Raw genomic sequence first — 19018 nt, forward strand, 5'->3', positions numbered from 1 at the left:
GGGCTTTCAGAAAACGCCTGTCACAGGTTCGCTACCCTCGACGAGCGCGGGTTGGGGTGGAAGAACACCCGCTCACGGATCGGCCCTACGGCGATCTCGCCGATCTCTTCATAACCCTGGCGCTGGTAGAACGCCAGGTAGTGCGCATTGCCGGTGTCCAGCACCACGCCGTCAGTACCGGCGTCTTCCGCGCACCAGTCATGCACGGCCTGTAGCAGTTGCTCGCCGTAGTGCCGGCCCTGGAACTGCGGGTGCACGCCCAACAGCGGCAGCACATGCACCTTGTCCCCCGGCAGGCACCCGGCCAGCGCGGCCTGGTAATCCAGGTAGCGGCGGGTGCAGCGCAGGCCGGTACCGAGGATCATGCGCAAACGCCAGGCCCAGCTGTCGGCCACGCCAAGCCGGCGCAACGGCGGCACGATCAGCGCCAGGCCGATCAGCCGATCCTCCAGCAACAGGCCGATCGCCGGCAATTGCAGATAAAAGTGCTGGCGCACCCACTCGCGCACCATCACCCGCAGGCGGCGCTCGTACCCGGGGCGCTGGGCCTCGAACAGCCAGGCGAAGGTCGGTTCGTGGCGGTAGGCATGGTAGAGCAGCGAACGCGCCTCGCGGGCGTAGCCGGCGTCGAGCAGGCAGATCCGGGCCGGGGCGGCGATGTCGTCGGGCATTGCGGGCAGTCCTCCTGGAATGGGCGTACAGGGCCTTGGAACCAGATTCCGGCGCTGGGTTCACCTCCTCCAGCACGTTAGCAGCGCCCGCAGCGCGGCGCCATGCTGGCCGTGGCCGGCGATGTCGGCTAGCATCCGTGGCTTTTACCAGGATCGTCTTGCCATGAAGATCGTCTCGTTCAACATCAACGGCCTGCGCGCCCGCCCGCACCAGCTGGCGGCGCTGATCGACAAACACCAGCCGGACGTGATCGGCCTGCAGGAAACCAAGGTCAGCGACGATCAGTTCCCGTTGGCCGACGTCGAGGCACTCGGCTACCACGTGCACTACCACGGCCAGAAGGGCCACTATGGCGTCGCCCTGCTCTCGCGGGAAAAACCGCTGTCGCTGTCCAAGGGCTTCGCCAGTGACGAGGAGGACGCCCAGCGTCGCTTCATCTGGGGCACCTTCGCCGATGCCGACGGCACGCCGATCACCATCATGAACGGCTACTTCCCCCAAGGCGAAAGCCGCGACCACCCCACCAAGTTCCCAGCCAAGCAGCGCTTCTACAGCGACCTGCAGGCCCTGCTCGAAGGGCAGTTCAAGAACGACCAGCCTGTGGTGGTGATGGGCGACCTGAACATCTCGCCCCAGGACTGCGACATCGGCATCGGCCCGGACAACGCCAAGCGCTGGCTGAAGACCGGCAAGTGCAGCTTCCTGCCCGAAGAGCGCGAGTGGATGGAGCGTCTCAAGGGCTGGGGCCTGGTCGACAGCTTCCGCCACCTGTACCCGGACGTGGCCGACCGCTTCAGCTGGTTCGACTACCGCAGCCGCGGTTTCGAGGACGAGCCCAAGCGCGGCCTGCGCATCGACCTGATCATGGCCTCCCATGGGCTGCTGCCGCGGGTCAGGGCCGCCGGGGTCGACTATGAACTGCGCGGGATGGAAAAGCCTTCGGATCATGCGCCGATCTGGCTTGAGTTGAGCTGAGTTCAGTCGCTAGCGCTTGACTACAGCCTTCAGCGCTCTCGAGATCGAGCGCCGCCCGCGCGGCGCATCGCGGATGAATCCGCTCCTACATTTGTTGCAACGTACCGAACCTGTCAGGCAATGGTTGCCAGCCTTGGCGCAGGGTTTGAGACAGGTGGGGCGGCAGCAATGCCCGCCGAAACATCGCGTCGAGCGCACAAGGCTAACAACCATGGCCTATCAGGCATGGCCACGTTGCAACAAATGTAGGAGCGGATTCATCCGCGATGCGCCGCGCGGGCGGCGCTCGATCTCATAGGCGCCACACCTCTCCCGCCAAACAGTTGTTACAAAACCACCCCTAAACATCGCCTCGTTCAGTTCGTCCAACAGCACGAACTCCCGCTGTCTGCCCAGCAACCCTGAACAAGGCTTCCCCATGACCGCACCCCTGAACCGCCTCACCCTGGCCGCCCTGCTGGTCGCCTGCAGCCTGCCGGCCCTGGCCGCGGCGCCCGCGCACAAACCTGGCAGCGTGTTCCGCGACTGCGCCAAGACCTGCCCGGAAATGGTGGTGCTGCCCGCCGGCAGCTTCATGATGGGCACCCCGGATGACGAAAAGGGCCGCCAGGACGATGAAGGCCCGTTGCACCAGGTCACGTTCAAGAAAGCCTTTGCCGTCAGCCAGTACCAGATCACCAATGGGGAGTGGAAGGCCTACCTCAAGGCCACCGGCTACAAGGTGCCCAACGGCGATACCCGCCCAGGCCGTGAGTGCATCGCCGGCGTGCCGCGCTACCAGCAAGGCGACCGCCAGCCCGCCGTGTGCCTGAACTTCCACGAAGCCGAGGCCTATGCCAACTGGCTGTCGAAGAAGACCGGCAAGGTCTACAAGGTGCTCAGCGAATCCCAGCGCGAGTACGCCGTGCGCGGCGGCAGCACCGGGCCGTTCCCCTTCCCGCTCGATGACAACGACGAGCAGAAGTACCAGATCTCCAAGCACGCCAATACCTACGGTCCTACCGACGGTTTCTCCTTCACCTCGCCGGTCGGCAGCTTCCCGCCCAACGCTTTCGGCGTCTACGACGGCCACGGCAATGTCTACGAATGGACCCGCGACTGCTACGTCGACAGCTACGCCACCGCCCCCACTGACGGCAGCCCACAGACCAACAGCAGCGAATGCGAGGATCGCCGGGTGATCCGCGGCAACGACTACACCGAGGCGCCGATCTTCTCGCGCTCGGGCAACCGCAACGAGCGCAGCTCCACCCTGCGCGGCGACTGGATCGGTTTCCGCGTCGCCCGCGAGCTGTAAGCCCTGCCCCGCCCCGGCGCCCTCGGCGCCGGGCGACTAAATCCGCGCAAAACCCTCTCGTCTACCAAGATCAGGACCTGCTCCTGCCCGGCGCCAACGAATACTCACGAGATGCCCCCATGACGCTCAAGACACCCAGCCTCGCCCAGGAAACCCTGCGCATACTCAAGCCGTTCTGGATGCTGGTCGCGCTTTCGGCGGCCCTTGGCGTGGTCAGCGGCCTGAGCGTCACCGCCCTGCTGGCCACCATCAACAGCGCGATGAATGCCTCCGGCGGGCCGGACACCCATACCGCCCTGCTGTTCGGCGGCCTGTGCGTGCTGACCCTGGCCTGCTCCACCGGTTCGAACCTGCTCACCAACTATGTGGGCCAGAAGGTGGTGGCGCGGCTGCGCCGCGAATTGTCCGCCAAGGTGCTGGTGGCGCCGATCGCGCAACTGGAGCGCTACCGTGCCCACCGCCTGATCCCGGTGCTGCTCAACGATGTCAGCACCATCAGCGCCTTCGCCCTGTCCGTGGCACCCATGGTCATCGCCTTCACCGTCACCTTGGGCTGCCTCGCCTACCTGGCGCTGCTGTCCTGGCAGATCCTGCTGATCACCGCCCTGACCGTGGTGATCGGCACTGGCGCGCAGTTCCTCGCCCACCGCTTCGGCATGAAGAACATCCTCACCGCCCGCAACGGCGAGGACGAGCTGCAGAAGCACTACCAGGCTCTCTCCGGCGGCGCCAAGGAGCTGCGTATCCAGCGCAAGCGCCGCCAGCACATGCATGACCAACTGATCCACGGCGCTACCGAGCGCATCTGCAAGGCCAACATCCGCGCGGCGAACATCTTTGTCAGCGCCGAGACCTTCGGTTCGATGCTGTTCTTCGCCGTCATCGGCGTGGCCATCGCCTTCCAGGCGCTGTGGCCGAGCACCGACCGCACCGTGCTTGGTGGTTTCGTGCTGGTGATGCTGTACATGAAGGGGCCGCTGGAGCAGTTGATCACCAACCTGCCGAGCATCAGCCGCGCGCAGATCGCCCTGCGCCGCATCGCCGAGCTGTCGGCGCGCTTCTCGTCTCCCGAGCCGCACCTGCTGGTGAGCGACCGCGCCCCGGCCGTGTCCAGCGTCGAGTCCATCGAGCTGCGCCAGCTGCGCTATGACTACCCACAGGTCGAGGGCAGCCAGCCGTTCCACCTGGGGCCGGTGAACCTGAGCATCCGCCAGGGCGACATCGTCTTCATCGTCGGCGAGAACGGCTGCGGCAAGACCACCCTGATCAAGCTGCTGCTGGGCCTGTACAGCCCGCAACAGGGCGAAGTGCGGCTCAATGGCGAAACGGTCACCCCGCAGCGCCTGGACGACTACCGCCAGCTGTTCACCACCATCTTTGCCGACTACTACCTGTTCGACGAACCGCTGCCCGGCCAGGCCGAGTTGCCGCCCGAGGCCGGCAAGTATCTGGAACGCCTGGATATCGCCCACAAGGTGAGCATCCGCGACGGCAGCTTCACCACCACCGACCTGTCCACCGGCCAGCGCAAGCGCCTGGCGCTGATCAATGCCTGGCTCGACCAGCGCCCGGTGCTGGTGTTCGACGAATGGGCCGCCGACCAGGACCCGGCCTTCCGCCGCGTGTTCTACACCGAGCTGCTGCCGGAACTGAAACAGCAGGGCAAGACCATCATCGTCATCTCCCACGACGACCGCTACTTCCCGGTGGCCGACCAACTGGTGCGCATGCACGGCGGCCAGATCGTCGTCGAGCGCAACCAGGAACCCGCCCTGCCCGCCTGACCCCGCCTCACGGGCGGTGGATCCTCGCCACCGCCCGCACTTTGTAAATTCCCCGCCGCATCGCTCGTTCCCCTATTGCCGCACGCTGAATCAACCCTGCCCACAGGGAAGTCGCAGGTCAGGCCTCTGCCAACCGAAAATATTTTTCCGGTTTTGGCATGCGCATGCGTCCTACTCGCAACGGAATAATTTTCATTTACTTTGCGTACCTTGAGCCAGAGCATAAAAATGCCAATACCAGCCAACACACTGACCCCTTTGAGCAAGGCGCTGATGCTGCGCCGGATGCTGCGTTCCTCGCCGGCCATGGCCACCCTCGGCCTCGCCCTGTCCCTGCCGCTCGCAGCGCAGGTGCAGGCCCAGGAGCAGGATTTCGACATCCCGGCACAATCGCTGAGCAGCGCGCTGCAAGAACTGGGTCGCCAGGGCAACCTGCAGGTGCTGTTCAGCCCCGAGACCGTACAGGGCCTGCGCAGCAGCCCGGTCAAGGGTCGTTTCTCGCCAACCCAGGCAGCTGGGGAGCTGCTGAAGAACAGCGGGATTCGCTACAGCGTGCAGGACAACACCCTGATCATCAGCGGCGCGGCTGAATCCGGTTCGGCCATGACCCTGGACGCCACCACCATCAATGGCCAGGTGCTGGGTGCCACCACCGAGGGCAGCAACTCCTACACCACCGGCGCGGTGACCATCGGCAAGACCGCGCAATCGCTGCGTGAGACCCCACAGTCGGTCACCGTGGTCACTCGCAAGCTGATGGACGACAAGAACCTGGTTTCGCTGGATCAGGTGATGGCCCAGACCACCGGTATCACCCGCGCCAACCGCGGCTACGGCAACCACCACTTCAGCTCCCGTGGCTTTGACCTCACCGATGAAAGCTACATGGTCGACGGCGTGCCCGGTCAAGCCTACGCCTACACCGGCTGGATGACCCCGGACATGGCGATCTTCGACCGCGTCGAAGTGCTGCGCGGCGCCTCTGGCCTGCTGGTGGGCGCGGGCAACCCGGGCGGCGCAGTGAACCTGGTGCGCAAGCGCCCGACCGCCGACCCGCGTTTCTCCGTCATCACCCGCGCCGGCTCCTGGGACAACTACCGCCTGGACCTGGATGCCAGCGGCCGCCTCAACCCCCAGGGTACCCTGCGCGGACGCATGGTCGCCTCCTATGAAGACCGTGGCTACTTCACCGACGTCACCAAGTCCAAGCGGCCGCTGCTGTACGGCATCGTCGAAGCCGACCTCAACGATGCCACCACCGTCGCTGTCGGCCTGCGCCGCCAGACCTCGCGCATCGACGGCTACAGTGTGCTGGGTATCCCCAACAACCCCGACGGCAGCAACCCGCACCTGAAGCGCTCGACCTACCTCGGGCAGGACTGGACCAAGTTGCAGACCAACATGGACGAGGTGTTCGCCGACCTCACCCATCGATTCAACGACAACTGGACCGGCAAGCTGGCGCTGTCTCACTCCGAAGGCGGCTACAACCGTAGCGCCATCGAGTGGGGCGCGCGCGAGACGCTGGAGTACAACGCCCCAGGTGGTCCGACGGTCAACACCGTCAGCTACCACAAGTTCGATGTGACCTCCAATGCCGTCGACGGCCACCTGGACGGCACGTTCGAGGCCTTTGGCCTGACCCACCAGCTGACGCTCGGTGCCAACTGGTCCAAGCGCAAGATGAACGACAAGGACAACACCATAGCGCTGCCCAGCCCTATCCCGCTCAATGTCTTTGATCCCGACCATAGCAATATCCCGGAATTGCAGCGCAATGGCTGGAAGTCCATGGATGACACCATCGACACCCGCTACGGCACCTACCTGAGCGCCCGCCTGCACGCGACCGAAGACCTGAGCTTCGTCCTCGGTGGTCGCCTGAGCTGGTACAAGAACGAAGCCTGGAACGGCCCGAAGGTGACGACCAGCCGGCAGGACGAGGAATTCACACCCTTCGTCGGTGCGATCTACGACCTGAACGACCAGTGGTCCTGGTACGCCAGCTACGCCGACATCTTCCTGCCGCAGTCCAACTACCGCACCGTCAGCGGCAGCGTGCTCGACCCGTCGGTCGGTTCGAACTACGAGACCGGGATCAAGGGTGAGCTGTTCGACAAACGCTTGAACGTGTCCTTCGCCGTGTTCTACATCGAGCAGGAAGACGTGGCCCAGCAAGATGCGGCCAACCGTGGCAAGTGCCCGACCGATCCGGCCGGCCGCTGCTGGGTCAATGGCGACGGCATCAACCGCAGCAAGGGCTTCGAGGCCGAGGCCACTGGCGAACTGCTGCCGGGCCTGCAGGTGGCGGCTGGCTACACCTACAACACCACCAGCTCCTCCGAAGGTGGCCCGATCTCGGCGCAGACCCCGAAACACATGGTGCGCGTGAACACCAACTACACCTTCCCGGGCGAGTGGAACCGCCTGAGCGTCGGTGGTGGCGTTTCGGCGCAGAACTCCTACGTCGATGCCTACAACGAGGCGTACAACAGCGGCCGGGCGATCTTCGACGCGCGTGCCGCCTACAAGCTCGACGAACACTGGACCGTGGGCGTGGACGTCGAGAACCTGTTCGACCGCAAGTACTTCGACTCGATGGGCTACTGGACCCGCGGCACCACCTACGGTACTCCGCGTAGCTACATGTTCACCCTGCGCGGCGACTTCTAAACCCCGCACGGCAACAACCGGCGCCCCCTCTCGAGGGGGCGCTGTGTTTTCAGCGACATCCAACGCCCTGTTGTCTTTCCCCCCGCCCCACCGCACACTCGACCCCGCCAGCCAGGAAGCGGAGTCCGCAGTGCCCACGCCACGCCAATTCAGCAAGAAGACCAGCACCAGCAACATGCTGCGGCTCAAGTCCGGCGACGCCGGCAACCAGCGCCCCTATCGCGTCGACTTCGTCCTGCTCGAGCACTTCTCCATGGCCAGCTTCACCGTGGCGATGGACGTGCTGGTCACCGCCAACCTGCTGCGCGCCGATAGCTTCACCTCCACCCCGCTGTCACTGGGCGGTGATCGCGTGCTCAGCGACCTGGGCCTGGAACTGATCGCCAGCCCGCTCGATCCCCGTAGCCTGCAGGACCTCGACCTGTTGGTGGTGTGCGGCGGCCTGCGCACGCCATTGAAGTACCCCGACCTCGACCGCCTGCTGGGCGACTGCGCCAGCCACGGCATGACCCTCGGCGGGCTGTGGAACGGCGCCTGGTTCCTCGGCCGCGCCGGGGTGCTCGACGACTACGGCTGCAGCGTGCACCCCGAGCAGCGCGCCAGCCTGGCCGAGATCAGCCCGCAGACGCGCATCACCCCGGCCAGCTTCACCCTGGACCGCGACCGCCTGAGCGCCGCCAGCCCCAATGGCGCCATGGAGCTGATGCTCGGCCTGGTACGGCGCCTGTACGGCGATGCCCTGGCCGAAGGCGTGGAAGAGATCCTGTCGTTCTCCGGCGCACGCTATCGCCAGGTCGGGCCCGGGGCGAAGAAGTCCATGAGCCTGCACCTGCGTACCATCGTCGAGCTGATGGAAAACAACCTCGAGGAAACCCTGAGCCTCGACCAGCTGGCCGCCTACTCCGGGCGCTCGCGCCGGCAGATCGACCGCTTGTTCCAGGCCCAGCTGGGCACCTCGCCCAGGCGCTACTACATGGAGCTGCGCATCACCAAGAGCCGGCGGCTGTTGCAGTATTCGGACCTGTCGGTGATGGAGGTGGCGGTGGCCTGCGGCTTTGTCTCGGTATCGCATTTCAGCAAGTGCTATGCGGCGTACTTCGGCTATCCGCCGTCGCGGGAGCAGCGGCTCGGCGAATGATGTTGCCTGGGCGGGCCCCGCGATAGGGCCGGAACGAACAACGGATCAGCCCTGCTCATCGAGCAATGCCTGGATCACCCGCTCCTGCCCCGCATAATCGCCTTCGCCAAAGTGCACATGGCGCACCTGCCCCTTGCGGTCGACGAAGTAGTGCGCCGGCCAGAACTGGTTGCCCCAGGCGTTCCAGATCCGGTAGCCGTTATCCACCGCCACCGGATAGGCAATGCCCAACTGCTGCACCTGCGCCCGCACACTGCCGATGTCATGCTCGTAGTCGTACTCCGGCGTATGCACCCCGACCACCACCAGCCCCTGCTCGCCGTAGCGCCGCGCCCAGTCGTTGACATGCGGCAGGCTGCGCCGGCAGTTGATGCAGTCATAAGTCCAGAAATCCACCAGCACCACCTTGCCCTTTAGGGCCGGGCCGTCCAGCGGCGGCGAGTTGAGCCACTGCTCGGCGCCGGCCAGCGAAGGCATGGGGCCATAACTGTCGCGGGCCAGCAGGTGGCCGGCCAGGCCCAGCCCGAGCAGGGCCAGGGCCACGCCGCCGGCCTTGAGCAGGCGGCGCTTGCCGCGCGCCTCAGTTGTCATGGCAGCCACTGGTGGCGTAGGAACGGTACTCGACGCTCTGCGGCTTGCCCTGGGAGTCGAGGTAGTCCATGCGGGTGTTGACCACGCCGCAGGTGTTGCTGCGGTCATCCTTCACCGACAGCACCTTCTTCACATCCAGCTTGTCGCCGTAGCGGTACTGCATCACGCTGGCATCGTTGAGCGAGGTGCTGCTGGCCTGGGCGGTGATGGCGCCGAGGCCGAGGACGGCGAACAGGGCGGCACTGGCGAGAGTCTTGATAGTCATGGTGGTTCTCCTGATGCGAGGTCTTGGCATTGGGGAGGCGTCGCTCCCCGGTAGAGCCATTTCACCCCCGCCAGGTATCCCGCTTGTGTCCGCCCAGGCTGTGACGTGCTTCCTCCTGTATCCACGGCAGTGCCAGATACACTGCAATACAAAGCGTGGCAGGCAAGCCCGGATTCGCTCGGTACACTGCGCCCAACCCTCACCTACAAGGACACCCCGATGGAGCATGTCGATCACATCCTGGTCGTCGACGACGACCGCGAAATCCGCGAACTGGTCGGCAACTACCTGAAGAAGAACGGCCTGCGCACCAGCATCGTCGCCGATGGCCGGCAGATGCGCGCCTTCCTGGAAAACAACACGGTCGACCTGATCGTCCTCGACATCATGATGCCCGGCGACGACGGCCTGCTGCTGTGCCGCGAACTGCGCGCCGGCAAGCACCGCAACACGCCGGTGCTGATGCTGACCGCGCGCAACGACGAGACCGACCGCATCATCGGCCTGGAAATGGGCGCCGACGACTACCTGACCAAGCCGTTCTCCGCCCGCGAGCTGCTGGCACGGATCAACGCCGTGCTGCGCCGCACGCGCATGCTGCCGCCCAACCTGACCATCAGCGAAAGCGGGCGCCTGATCGCCTTCGGCCCCTGGCGCCTGGACACCACCGCGCGCCACCTGCTCGATAGCGAGGGCACCCTGGTGGCGCTGTCCGGCGCCGAGTACCGCCTGCTGCGGGTATTCCTCGACCACCCGCAGCGGGTGCTCAGCCGTGAACAGCTGCTCAACCTCACCCAGGGCCGCGAGGCGGACATCTTCGACCGCTCCATCGACCTGCTGGTCAGCCGCCTGCGCCAGCGCCTGGGCGACGACGCCCGCGAACCCACCTGCATCAAGACCGTGCGCAGCGAAGGCTATGTGTTCTCGCTGCCGGTGCAGCTGCTGGAGTCGCCGGCATGAAGTGGCCGCGCACCCTGGCCTCGCGCCTGGCGCTGATCTTCTTCACAGGATTGGTGCTGGCCTACGGCCTGTCATTCAGCCTGCAGGCGTACGAACGGTATGTCAGCAGCCGCTCGATGATGCTCAGCAACCTCGAGCTGGACGTCTCGACCTCGGTCGCCATCCTCGACCGCCTGCCCGCCGCCGAGCGCCCGGCCTGGCTGTCGCGCCTGGAGCGGCGCACCTATCGCTACCGACTGGACGAGGGGCTGTCCGGCGAAGCCATGCCCAGCGAGAACCCGCCGATGGCCGCCGACTCGATCGTCAAGGCCATCGGCGACCGCTACCGCCTGACCTTCCAGGAAATCCCCGGCCCCAATGCGCATTTCCAGGCCCACCTGCGCCTGGCCGACGGCGCGCCGCTGACCATCGACGTCACCCCGGCCCCGGTACCGGTGGCCACCTGGCTGCCAGTGGTGCTGCTGATCCAGCTGGCGGTGCTGCTGGCCTGCACCTGGCTCGCCGTGCGCCTGGCCATCGGCCCGCTGACCCGGCTGGTCCAGGCCGTGGACGACCTTGACCCGAACAGCCCCGGCCCATTGCTCGACGAAAGCGGCCCACGCGAGGTGCGCTACGCCGCCGTGGCCTTCAATGCGTTGCAGGCGCGCATCGCTGCCTACCTCAAGGAACGCATGCAATTGCTGGCCGCCATCTCCCACGACCTGCAGACGCCGATCACGCGCATGAAGCTGCGCGTCGAGCAGATGGACGACGGGCTGGAGAAGGACAAGCTGTGGCACGACCTCGACGCCATGGAGCACCTGGTGCGCGAGGGCGTGGCCTATGCCCGCAGCATGGACAGCGGCACCGAGGCGCCGTGCCGGGTCAACCTCGACGCGTTCCTCGACAGCCTGGTGTTCGACTACCAGGACAGCGGCGCCCAGGTGAATCGCAGCGGCAGCGCCCAGGCCACCCTGGAAACCCGCCCCCACGCCTTGCGCCGGGTGCTGGTGAACCTGGTGGACAATGCGCTGAAGTTTTCTGGTGCCGCGCAGCTGGAAGTCGGCTGCGAGAACGGCGTGACGCTGATCCGCGTGCTCGACGATGGCCCCGGGATCCCCGAGGCGGAGCTCGACGACGTGCTCAAGCCGTTCTACCGGGTCGAAAGCTCGCGCAACCGCAGCACCGGCGGCACCGGGCTGGGGCTGGCCATCGCCCAGCAGCTGACCCAGGCCATGGGCGGCAGCCTGACCTTGCGCAACCGCGCCGAAGGCGGGCTGTGCGCGCAGGTCGAGTTGCGTTGAAGTAAAGGGCAAGCCCGCTGCTCAAGCCTGTGGCAGCAGGCTTGCCCTTTGACGCGGCCAGCAAAGGCGACAACAAAGCAAGATCGTTCAAGCCACCCTCTGACCTGTCTGGCATGCTTGTCTGCCCTGTCGATTCGTTGCCGCTTCCATGCCCAGCCCACCCCTCGCCCGCCAAGCGTTCCTCCACGGCGCCATCGCCATCCTGCCGCTGTCCGTGGCCGTTGCCCCCTGGGGCCTGCTCGCAGGCAGCATGGCCATCGAAGCCAACCTCAGCGCCTGGCAAGGCCAGGGCCTGTCGGCCATCGTCTTCGCTGGCGCCGCGCAACTGGTGGCCATCGGCATGCTCAAAGGTGGCGCCAACCTGTTCTCGATCCTGCTCACCACCCTGCTGCTGACCTCCCAGCACCTGCTCTACGGGCTGTCGATGCGCCCGGTGCTGTCGGGGCTGCCGACCCGCTGGCGGTTGGGCCTGGGCTTCCTGCTCACCGATGAGTTCTTCGCCCTCACCAGCCACCACGACCAGCAACAGTTCAACCGCTGGTACGCCCTGGGCGTGGGCCTGACCTTCTATGTGGCGTGGAACCTGTTCACCCTGGCCGGCATCGTTCTCGGCCAGAACATCCCGCACCTGGACCAGCTGGGCCTGGACTTCTCCATCGTCGCCACCTTCGTCGCACTGATCGCGCCACTGGTGCGCAACCTGCCGACCGTGGTGTGCGTGGCGGTGTCGCTGTTCTGCTCGGTGCTGTTCAGTTACTGGCACTGGGAGACCGCCCTGGTCGCCGCCGGCCTGCTGGGCATGGCCGCCGGTTTCGTCTGCCAGAAGTTCTCCGGAGGCCGCCCATGATCTGGCTGCTGATCTTCGCCATGGGCGCGGTGGTGTTCCTCAACCGCTACGCCTTCCTCGAACCGCGCCTGCCCCTGCGCCTGAGCTCCAATGCGCGGCAGTTCCTCGGCTTTGCCGTGCCCGGCATGCTCACCGCGATCTGCGGGCCGATCATCTTCCTGCCCGAGCACCAGCTCGACCTGAGCCCGCTGAACCCCTACCTGCTCGGTTCGCTGGTGGCCATCGCCCTGGTGCTGTTGACCCGCAGCGTATTGCTGAGCATGCTGGCGAGCATGCTGATCTTCTTCCTCCTGCGCAGCTGGCTGGCATGAGCACGCCCCTGCGCGAACAGGCCCACCTGTGGCAGGCGCCCGCCCTGGGCGATGTCGAGATGCTGCACGCCCGCTATATCCAGCAGCGCTTCGCCCCGCATGTGCACGAAGGCTATGTGTTCACCGTGATCGAGTCCGGCGCCCAGCGCTTCTGGCACCGAGGCAGCGAGCACCTGGCGCCGGTGGGCAGCATGGTGCTGATCAACCCCGACGAGCTGCACACCGGCGCTACCGCCCACGAGGCCGGCTGGCGCTACCGTGGCTTCTACCCCGAGCACGAACGGGTCACCGGCGTGCTCGACGAACTGGAGCTGGGCCGCCATGGCCTGCCCCGGTTCAAGGACAGCGTGATCCAGGACCCGGCCCTGGCCGCCACGTTCAGCCACCTGCACCGGCTTTCGGAGTCCTGCGCCAGCGCCCTGGAGCAACAGACCGCCTGGCGCCAGGCGGTGCTGGCCCTGGTGCAGCGCCATGGCCATTGCGCCGAGCCCGTCGCCCCCGGCAACGAACCGCTGGCCGTGGCCCGCGCCCGCGAGCTGCTGGAGAGCCAGCTGGCCGATCCGCCGTCGCTGGAAGCCTTGGCGGCCGCGGTGAACCTATCGCCGTTCCACTTCGCCCGGGTATTCCGCCAGGCCACCGGCCTGCCGCCCCATGCCTGGCTCAAGCAGCGCCGCCTGAGCCGAGCACGGGAGCTGCTCAGAAGTGGCCTACCGGCACTAGAGGTGGCCCTGATACTTGGATTTGCCGACCAGAGTCATCTGAGCCGGCAGTTCAAGCAGGCCTACGGCGTCACGCCGGGGGCTTATAGACAGGCCTGTATTGGCTTTTAGGCTCTGTACGAAAAGTCTTGAGACGCAGATCAGGCAAGGCGAAAACAGCCGAGGAACGCCCGGGATCGCGCCCGACTGTACTGGAGTACATGAGCATTCCGAGGCTGTTTTCAACGCAGCCTAAACAAGTATCAAGGCTTTTCGTACAGAGCCTAGTCCCAGCCACTCACAACCCACTGTAACCCTTGATCTACATGATCGAGTGCCCCATTTTCGCCTTGTCGTGCAGAAGACCTGATTGAGCTCACCCCTACGCTGACTTGCTGGTAATTGAAGCCGTCCTGCGTGTACAGCATCCCTTGCCTCTGCAACACCACTGTAGTAGTCAGCCCCAGTTGCCTGAGCGGCCAGACATCACGGTTGAAGACGAATACCTGCTGCGAATAACCAATCACGCCTCGCTGGGTGATGTTGTGCGCCTGCTGTATTACCGAAGGCTCGCCGGTACGGCTTGGAGCTGCTGAGTGGCATGAGATGAAATGAATGTCATGGTTGTTTATGTCGAACCCGGCACCGGCAAGATCTCCCACGACTTGCTCGCCATTCAGTAGCCCGCGACGTGAACGAATCAGCCCTGGCCTGCCATGGGCATGGACCGTAATGGCCTGCTCATTTGCGTGGACGGGATGGGGCGCCATGAAAGCGGTAAAGTCCACATTGTCTCGCACCCGCCCGACATACACCCCAAACTTCGGAAAGATCCCTTCGTGCCCTGACGGATCACTACCGTTCACTGGGTCATCGGCCACGTAAGCATATGCATTGATTCCGCCCGCCCCGAAGGGGCTGAAGCTGTCGGGACTGAAGAATCTCATCAGGGTCGGCTGGTAGGCACGATAGCCATTACCCAGCACGTACAGACCAGTAACCGGCTGATCCAGCTCGCCGTTGAATGCTGACAATACACCCCCCTTTGCTTGCCGGTGATGGTAGCCATACACCCCATGGGCGCGCAGCTCAGGTGATTGGGTGCCGCCTGCCTGGAGGACAGACCTCTTGGCATCCGTCATCAGCCATTTAACTTCACGAGCCCGACTGTCAACCTGATCACTCATGGCATCCTCTTGTTGAGCCCACGCTCCGACAATGGAAGATGCAATTATTCGTGCGGCCAAAACCGCCACGCAACTGACATAAATATCAGTGTCAGAACAGACGCTTGGCCCAAGCGACTGGAAGGCAAAAACCGGTCAACGCGCGGCCGGGCAGACCACTGCTACACTCAAGGGGCTGAACGGAGGAACCCGCCATGTCCGAACGAGAAATCACCACGCTCCTGTCGCTGATGAGCCAGCGTCAGGCCTGCCTGAGCAGCGCCTGCAAGGAGATCGCCGACTGGATCGACCGCCAGGGCGACGTGCCCGCCGCCGGCAAGATCCGCGCCAGCCTCAAGGCACTCGAGGCCGAAGACGCCCAGGTGCGCAAGACGCTGACCTCGCTGAACATCGAACGGCCGCTGCCACGCTTTCGTAGCTGACCGCTGAAAACCATCGCGGGGGAGCAGGCTCGTCGGAGCACCGCATCGCCCGCGATGGGTGCTGCATCAGTGGTTCATGTGCATATGGTCGTGACCAGCGCCGGCCTCGGCGTTGAGCGCACGCACCGGAGCCTGCACCTGCAGGGTTTCCTTCGCGCCCTTGGCATCCTCGATGGTCAGGGTCAGCGGTACCTGCTCACCCTCCTTCACCTGCTGGTTCAGGCCCATCAGCATCACGTGGAAGCCGTTCGGGTCCAGCTTCACCGCCTTGCCGGCCGGCAACTCGACCGCCTTCACTTCACGCATGCCCATCACGTCGCCGTTCATGGTCATTTCGTGCACCTGCACGGTCTTGGCCACGGGCGAGGCGACGCTGACCAGCTTGCTGTCGCTGCTGGCGGTCAGGGTCATGAAAGCCCCGGTGGCGTGCTGGTGCGGCACGCTGGCGCGTACCCAGGCGTCGCTCACGGTGGTCTGGGCCAGGGCCGGCAGGGCCAGGCTCATCAGTGCCAGGGCGGCCAGGCCGCGCTTGATCGGTTGCATCGACATTCAGCAGATCTCCATCAGGGTGACCAGGTCTTCGGCGCATTCCTGGGCGTTCAGGGAATGGCCCAGGCTCAGGCGCAGGGTGCCACGGGTATCGTAGACGTAGCTGGTGGACGAGTGAGAGATGGTGTAGGTATCGCCGGCCGGGACCTTCTCGTAGAACACCTTGAATTCACGGGCCACCGCGTCGATTTCCTCGGGGGTGCCGGTCAGGGCGACGATCGACGGGTCGAAGGCCTTGACGTAGGCATCGAGCACCTCGGGGGTGTCGCGCTCCGGGTCCAGGGTGATGAACACCGGCTGGAACAGGTCGCGGTCACGGCCACGCAGGATCTTGCGGATCTGCGCCACCCGCGCCATGGCGGTCGGGCAAACGGCCGGGCACTGGGTGAAGCCGAAGAAGATCATCGGCATCGAGCCGTAGAAACTCGACAAGGTGCGCTCGTTGCCTTGCGGGTCCTTGAGCTTGAACTTGCGCCCGAGGATCTCGTTGCTCATGTTCTTGCCGTACTTGAAGTCCAGGCCCCGGGCCGGGCTGCAGCCCGCCAGCAGGCCAAGCCCCAGTACGCCCATCCCGGCGACAACCGCGCGCCGGGTCAACAGATCATTCATGGAACCATCCTTTACAGGGAAGGTGCCGACCCCTGGGATGGGCCGGCCAGAAAACCGGGGCATTCTGTCACGCCACCCCCGCACCATCTACCCGACATCCGGCTGATCGGGCTGCAGCCCTTTGTTTACGGGGCGCGACCGGTTGTCGCAGGGGTTGAATTGGTAACAGTTTATTGCTACATGCCGATTCAGTTCTGCAACCGGTCCATGCGCCTGGCAATCGTGGGGCAGCCGTTGATGTCGACGGCCTTCTGCCAGAACTCCCGACGCAACGGGCTGCGGCGATCAGCGGCAAAGCCGAGCAGCCGGTAGAGTTCGGCCTGGTAGGACGGCGCGTCCCCCCATTGCAACTGGATATCTTTCGGGTCCTGCTTGGCACACTCCAGGGTCACCGACGGCTGCGGATAGTAGCCAGTGAACTGGGAAAAATCGGCAAGCGCCTTGCTCAAAGCTGGCGCGTAGGCAGGCCCATCGACATAGCCAATGCATTGGTTGGCGATACGCAAAGCGGCTGGCGCGAAGCCTTGCTCCAGGCTCTTGACCAACAGCGTGCATTGGTCCGGGTCGTCGGGCACAGGCGCATCCGGCTGATAGGCGAACCGGTAGAGCGCCATTCGATACTGGGCCACGGCATGGCCTGCATCGACTGCGCGCTGCAACTGTTGCAGCGCCGGGCTCCATTCACCGCGCAATTGGCTCAGGCGGGGCTCCAGGTCCTGGGCGGCGGTGCCTTCGGCCAACTGTTGGATCATCCGCATCAGCTGTGGCTCGACCGCATCGAGACTGGCCACGGCCTGGCGGTAGTCGGCCTCGCTGTTGCCTGGGGGCTGGTAGGCCCCCAGGACGTGGGTCGAGAGCATCAGGGCAAACAGCGTGATACAGGAGCGGTTCATACCGAGCGTCCTTGTTCAGTCGAATGAAAGTAACCCAACGCAGCGCGGGGCAAGCCCGCTCCCACACCTGGGCAGCAGCTGCATCCAGGCGTGGGAGCGGGCTTGCCCCGCGATGGCGTCACCACTGGCGATCAGTAGTACGCGTTTTCCTTCTGGCTGTGGTCGGTCACGTCACGCACGCCCTTGAGCTCGGGAATACGCTCGAGCAGGGTGCGCTCGATGCCTTCCTTCAGGGTCACGTCGGCCTGGCCGCAGCCCTGGCAACCACCGCCGAACTGCAGCACGGCGATGCCGTCGTCGACCACGTCCACCAGGCTCACGGCGCCGCCGTGGCTGGCCAGGCCCGGGTTGATCTCGGTCTGCAGGTAGTAGTTGATGCGCTCGTTGATCGGGCTGTCTTCGTTGACCATCGGCACCTTGGCGTTCGGCGCCTTGATGGTCAGCTGGCCGCCCATGCGGTCGGTGGCGTAGTCGACCAGCGCGTCCTCCAGGAACGGCACGCTGACCGCATCGAGGTAGGCGGTGAAGCTCTTCAGGCCCACCGGCTGGTCGTCGGGCTTTTCCTCGCCCGGCTTGCAGTAGGCAATGCAGGTCTCGGCGTAGGTAGTGCCCGGCTGGGTGATGAAAATACGGATGCCGATGCCAGGCGTGTTCTGCTTGGAGAGCAGATCGGCCAGGTAATCATGGGCGGCGTCGGTAATGGTTATAGCGCTCATGGAAGTTCCTCACAGACTTGCCGGCAGTGTACGCCAACCCGGCCGGGTAACAAAGTCCTAGCATTTGACTCGGGATAGCGCCAGCGCCGGTTCCCGCGCCGCACCGGCGGCCAACCAGCCCTTGAGCCGCCAATACAGGCCACGTTCCAGCCATTGGTAGCTTAGCCACGACATTAGTCCGATTGACGGCACGCACAAGGCAAACACCAGGTAAGGGTTCAGGCGCAACCGCTCGCTGATGAACAGGCCGGCGTACAGCACCAGCACATGCACCAGGTACACCGAGTAGGAACAGTCGCCGAGGGCCTTGAGCACCTGGTTGCCCTTGAAGTACGGCTCCAGGGCAATGAACGCCAGCACCACCAGCGCGCTCGGCAGGCCCCAGTGCAACAGGCGCTGCGAAGCGTCGAGGTGATAGAGCGCGAACCCTGCCAGGCCGAGCAGCCCCAGCGGCAACCACAGGCCTTCGCGGATCAGCCCGCGGCGATAGAGCACGCCCAGGCCGATGCCCAGCAGGAACTCGTAGACGATGTCGTTGTTGTAGAAGCGGCTGAGCACACCCAGGCGCCCCAGCACTTCGCTCACCAGCAGCAATGCCGCCGTCACCAGCAACAGGTGATGACGCTGGCGTACCAGGAAGGCCAGGCCGAACAGCAGGTAGAAGAACATCTCGAAGTTCAGCGTCCAGCCGACGTTGAGCGTTGGATACAGCCCATAGCCACCGGGGTTTTCCGCCGGGATGAACAACAGCGACAGCAGCAGGTGCTGCCATTCGAACACCTGGTGCGGCATCCAGCGGCTGGCCGCCAGCATCAGCGCGGCCATGAGCAGGGTGTAGAACCAATAGGCGGGCACGATGCGCAAGGCACGGTTGAGCAGGAACTGCCCGGGGGCGATGACCTTGTCGCGGGTCGACAGGTAGATCACCAGGCCACTGATGACGAAGAAGATGTCCACCCCCACCGCGCCGCGATCAGCGAGCAGTTGGCCGATGGGGCCGGTGGCGTGGAAGTCGAAGAAGATCTGCCGGAAGTGGTGGCAGACCACCAGCCAGGCGGCGAATGCCCGGAGAGCCTGAAGCGAATACAGCATGAAGTACCCTGTGATCGGCGGTGCATTGAGGCCCGGCAAGCCGGCTCCCACAGGGT

The 19018-nt window shown here is 65.1% G+C and carries 20 protein-coding genes; 11 read left to right on the plus strand and 9 right to left on the minus strand.

Annotation, left to right across the window (positions count from 1 at the left end; translation table 11 throughout):
* Window positions 1–20: 20 nt before the first annotated feature.
* Window positions 21–671, minus strand: a complete 651-nt coding sequence (locus tag CCOS191_RS14720) for a GNAT family N-acetyltransferase (protein ID WP_046855856.1) — start codon at window positions 669–671, stop codon at window positions 21–23.
* 163 nt (window positions 672–834) lie between these two features.
* Between CCOS191_RS14720 and xthA the strand changes: the two genes are divergently transcribed.
* The 5 genes from xthA (at window position 835) to CCOS191_RS14745 (ending at window position 8539) form a co-directional block, all read left to right on the plus strand.
* A complete protein-coding gene (gene xthA / locus CCOS191_RS14725; protein ID WP_023631818.1) occupies window positions 835–1647 on the plus strand; it encodes an exodeoxyribonuclease III in 813 nt (270 codons plus the stop codon).
* 418 nt (window positions 1648–2065) lie between these two features.
* Window positions 2066–2944 (plus strand): formylglycine-generating enzyme family protein, encoded by an 879-nt coding sequence (locus CCOS191_RS14730; protein WP_046855857.1) that lies wholly within the window; start codon window positions 2066–2068, stop codon window positions 2942–2944.
* 119 nt (window positions 2945–3063) lie between these two features.
* Complete coding sequence (locus CCOS191_RS14735; RefSeq protein WP_046855858.1) at window positions 3064–4728, plus strand: cyclic peptide export ABC transporter; 1665 nt, start codon at window positions 3064–3066, stop codon at window positions 4726–4728.
* Window positions 4729–4956: 228 nt separating this feature from the next.
* Window positions 4957–7401: a TonB-dependent siderophore receptor gene (locus CCOS191_RS14740; RefSeq protein WP_046855859.1), complete on the plus strand. Its 2445-nt coding sequence runs from the start codon at window positions 4957–4959 to the stop codon at window positions 7399–7401.
* 130 nt (window positions 7402–7531) lie between these two features.
* Complete coding sequence (locus tag CCOS191_RS14745; protein ID WP_046855860.1) at window positions 7532–8539, plus strand: GlxA family transcriptional regulator; 1008 nt, start codon at window positions 7532–7534, stop codon at window positions 8537–8539.
* A gap of 45 nt (window positions 8540–8584) precedes the next feature.
* Here CCOS191_RS14745 and CCOS191_RS14750 read toward each other — a convergent pair whose 3' ends face one another.
* On the minus strand, window positions 8585–9130 hold the full coding sequence (locus tag CCOS191_RS14750) for a thioredoxin family protein (protein ID WP_172670895.1): 546 nt from the start codon (window positions 9128–9130) through the stop codon (window positions 8585–8587).
* Window positions 9120–9395, minus strand: a complete 276-nt coding sequence (locus CCOS191_RS14755) for a DUF2790 domain-containing protein (RefSeq protein WP_046855861.1) — start codon at window positions 9393–9395, stop codon at window positions 9120–9122. Before CCOS191_RS14755 ends, CCOS191_RS14750 begins: the two co-directional genes overlap by 11 nt.
* 219 nt (window positions 9396–9614) lie before the next feature.
* Here CCOS191_RS14755 and CCOS191_RS14760 point away from each other — a divergent pair, with 219 nt between their 5' ends.
* The 5 genes from CCOS191_RS14760 to CCOS191_RS14780 all read left to right on the plus strand — a co-directional run bounded on the left by CCOS191_RS14760 (window position 9615) and on the right by CCOS191_RS14780 (window position 13626).
* Window positions 9615–10355 (plus strand): response regulator, encoded by a 741-nt coding sequence (locus CCOS191_RS14760; protein WP_046855862.1) that lies wholly within the window; start codon window positions 9615–9617, stop codon window positions 10353–10355.
* Entirely contained in the window at window positions 10352–11638 is a 1287-nt protein-coding gene (locus CCOS191_RS14765) for a sensor histidine kinase (protein ID WP_046855863.1), read from the plus strand. The genes CCOS191_RS14760 and CCOS191_RS14765 overlap by 4 nt, the downstream gene beginning before the upstream one ends.
* 148 nt (window positions 11639–11786) lie before the next feature.
* Window positions 11787–12485: an AzlC family ABC transporter permease gene (locus CCOS191_RS14770; RefSeq protein WP_046855864.1), complete on the plus strand. Its 699-nt coding sequence runs from the start codon at window positions 11787–11789 to the stop codon at window positions 12483–12485.
* Window positions 12482–12796, plus strand: a complete 315-nt coding sequence (locus CCOS191_RS14775; protein ID WP_023632701.1) for an AzlD domain-containing protein — start codon at window positions 12482–12484, stop codon at window positions 12794–12796. The genes CCOS191_RS14770 and CCOS191_RS14775 overlap by 4 nt, the downstream gene beginning before the upstream one ends.
* The gene (locus CCOS191_RS14780) at window positions 12793–13626 is read left to right on the plus strand and encodes an AraC family transcriptional regulator (RefSeq protein ID WP_046855865.1); all 834 of its coding nucleotides are present in this window, start codon (window positions 12793–12795) and stop codon (window positions 13624–13626) included. Before CCOS191_RS14775 ends, CCOS191_RS14780 begins: the two co-directional genes overlap by 4 nt.
* Before the next feature lie 152 nt (window positions 13627–13778).
* On the opposite strand, the gene CCOS191_RS26840 is transcribed toward CCOS191_RS14780, so the two are convergent.
* The gene (locus CCOS191_RS26840) at window positions 13779–14681 is read right to left on the minus strand and encodes an RHS repeat-associated core domain-containing protein (protein WP_052752616.1); all 903 of its coding nucleotides are present in this window, start codon (window positions 14679–14681) and stop codon (window positions 13779–13781) included.
* A 194-nt stretch (window positions 14682–14875) separates the two neighbouring features.
* Here CCOS191_RS26840 and CCOS191_RS14790 point away from each other — a divergent pair, with 194 nt between their 5' ends.
* On the plus strand, window positions 14876–15103 hold the full coding sequence (locus CCOS191_RS14790) for a hypothetical protein (RefSeq protein WP_023630605.1): 228 nt from the start codon (window positions 14876–14878) through the stop codon (window positions 15101–15103).
* 66 nt (window positions 15104–15169) lie between these two features.
* On the opposite strand, the gene CCOS191_RS14795 is transcribed toward CCOS191_RS14790, so the two are convergent.
* The 5 genes from CCOS191_RS14795 to CCOS191_RS14815 form a co-directional block, all read right to left on the minus strand.
* Window positions 15170–15652: a copper chaperone PCu(A)C gene (locus CCOS191_RS14795; protein WP_038705971.1), complete on the minus strand. Its 483-nt coding sequence runs from the start codon at window positions 15650–15652 to the stop codon at window positions 15170–15172.
* Window positions 15653–16261: an SCO family protein gene (locus CCOS191_RS14800; RefSeq protein WP_031315095.1), complete on the minus strand. Its 609-nt coding sequence runs from the start codon at window positions 16259–16261 to the stop codon at window positions 15653–15655.
* Window positions 16262–16449: 188 nt separating this feature from the next.
* Window positions 16450–17154: a hypothetical protein gene (locus tag CCOS191_RS14805; RefSeq protein ID WP_052752617.1), complete on the minus strand. Its 705-nt coding sequence runs from the start codon at window positions 17152–17154 to the stop codon at window positions 16450–16452.
* A gap of 131 nt (window positions 17155–17285) precedes the next feature.
* On the minus strand, window positions 17286–17870 hold the full coding sequence (nfuA, locus tag CCOS191_RS14810) for a Fe-S biogenesis protein NfuA (protein WP_023630602.1): 585 nt from the start codon (window positions 17868–17870) through the stop codon (window positions 17286–17288).
* Between the two features lie 57 nt (window positions 17871–17927).
* Window positions 17928–18962: an acyltransferase family protein gene (locus CCOS191_RS14815; RefSeq protein ID WP_046855866.1), complete on the minus strand. Its 1035-nt coding sequence runs from the start codon at window positions 18960–18962 to the stop codon at window positions 17928–17930.
* Between the last annotated feature and the right edge of the window lie 56 nt (window positions 18963–19018).

The sequence above is a fragment of the Pseudomonas sp. CCOS 191 genome (assembly GCF_001007005.1).
In the GTDB taxonomy this organism is placed as follows: domain Bacteria; phylum Pseudomonadota; class Gammaproteobacteria; order Pseudomonadales; family Pseudomonadaceae; genus Aquipseudomonas; species Aquipseudomonas soli.

Coding starts and splice junctions, on each gene's coding strand:
- CCOS191_RS14720 (WP_046855856.1), bottom strand. CDS start 671: ATGCCCGACGACATCGCCGCCCCGGCCCGGATCTGCCTGCTCGACGCC.
- xthA (WP_023631818.1), top strand. CDS start 835: ATGAAGATCGTCTCGTTCAACATCAACGGCCTGCGCGCCCGCCCGCAC.
- CCOS191_RS14730 (WP_046855857.1), top strand. CDS start 2,066: ATGACCGCACCCCTGAACCGCCTCACCCTGGCCGCCCTGCTGGTCGCC.
- CCOS191_RS14735 (WP_046855858.1), top strand. CDS start 3,064: ATGACGCTCAAGACACCCAGCCTCGCCCAGGAAACCCTGCGCATACTC.
- CCOS191_RS14740 (WP_046855859.1), top strand. CDS start 4,957: ATGCCAATACCAGCCAACACACTGACCCCTTTGAGCAAGGCGCTGATG.
- CCOS191_RS14750 (WP_172670895.1), bottom strand. CDS start 9,130: ATGACAACTGAGGCGCGCGGCAAGCGCCGCCTGCTCAAGGCCGGCGGC.
- CCOS191_RS14755 (WP_046855861.1), bottom strand. CDS start 9,395: ATGACTATCAAGACTCTCGCCAGTGCCGCCCTGTTCGCCGTCCTCGGC.
- CCOS191_RS14760 (WP_046855862.1), top strand. CDS start 9,615: ATGGAGCATGTCGATCACATCCTGGTCGTCGACGACGACCGCGAAATC.
- CCOS191_RS14765 (WP_046855863.1), top strand. CDS start 10,352: ATGAAGTGGCCGCGCACCCTGGCCTCGCGCCTGGCGCTGATCTTCTTC.
- CCOS191_RS14770 (WP_046855864.1), top strand. CDS start 11,787: ATGCCCAGCCCACCCCTCGCCCGCCAAGCGTTCCTCCACGGCGCCATC.
- CCOS191_RS14775 (WP_023632701.1), top strand. CDS start 12,482: ATGATCTGGCTGCTGATCTTCGCCATGGGCGCGGTGGTGTTCCTCAAC.
- CCOS191_RS14780 (WP_046855865.1), top strand. CDS start 12,793: ATGAGCACGCCCCTGCGCGAACAGGCCCACCTGTGGCAGGCGCCCGCC.
- CCOS191_RS26840 (WP_052752616.1), bottom strand. CDS start 14,681: ATGAGTGATCAGGTTGACAGTCGGGCTCGTGAAGTTAAATGGCTGATG.
- CCOS191_RS14790 (WP_023630605.1), top strand. CDS start 14,876: ATGTCCGAACGAGAAATCACCACGCTCCTGTCGCTGATGAGCCAGCGT.
- CCOS191_RS14795 (WP_038705971.1), bottom strand. CDS start 15,652: ATGTCGATGCAACCGATCAAGCGCGGCCTGGCCGCCCTGGCACTGATG.
- CCOS191_RS14800 (WP_031315095.1), bottom strand. CDS start 16,261: ATGAATGATCTGTTGACCCGGCGCGCGGTTGTCGCCGGGATGGGCGTA.
- CCOS191_RS14805 (WP_052752617.1), bottom strand. CDS start 17,154: ATGAACCGCTCCTGTATCACGCTGTTTGCCCTGATGCTCTCGACCCAC.
- nfuA (WP_023630602.1), bottom strand. CDS start 17,870: ATGAGCGCTATAACCATTACCGACGCCGCCCATGATTACCTGGCCGAT.
- CCOS191_RS14815 (WP_046855866.1), bottom strand. CDS start 18,962: ATGCTGTATTCGCTTCAGGCTCTCCGGGCATTCGCCGCCTGGCTGGTG.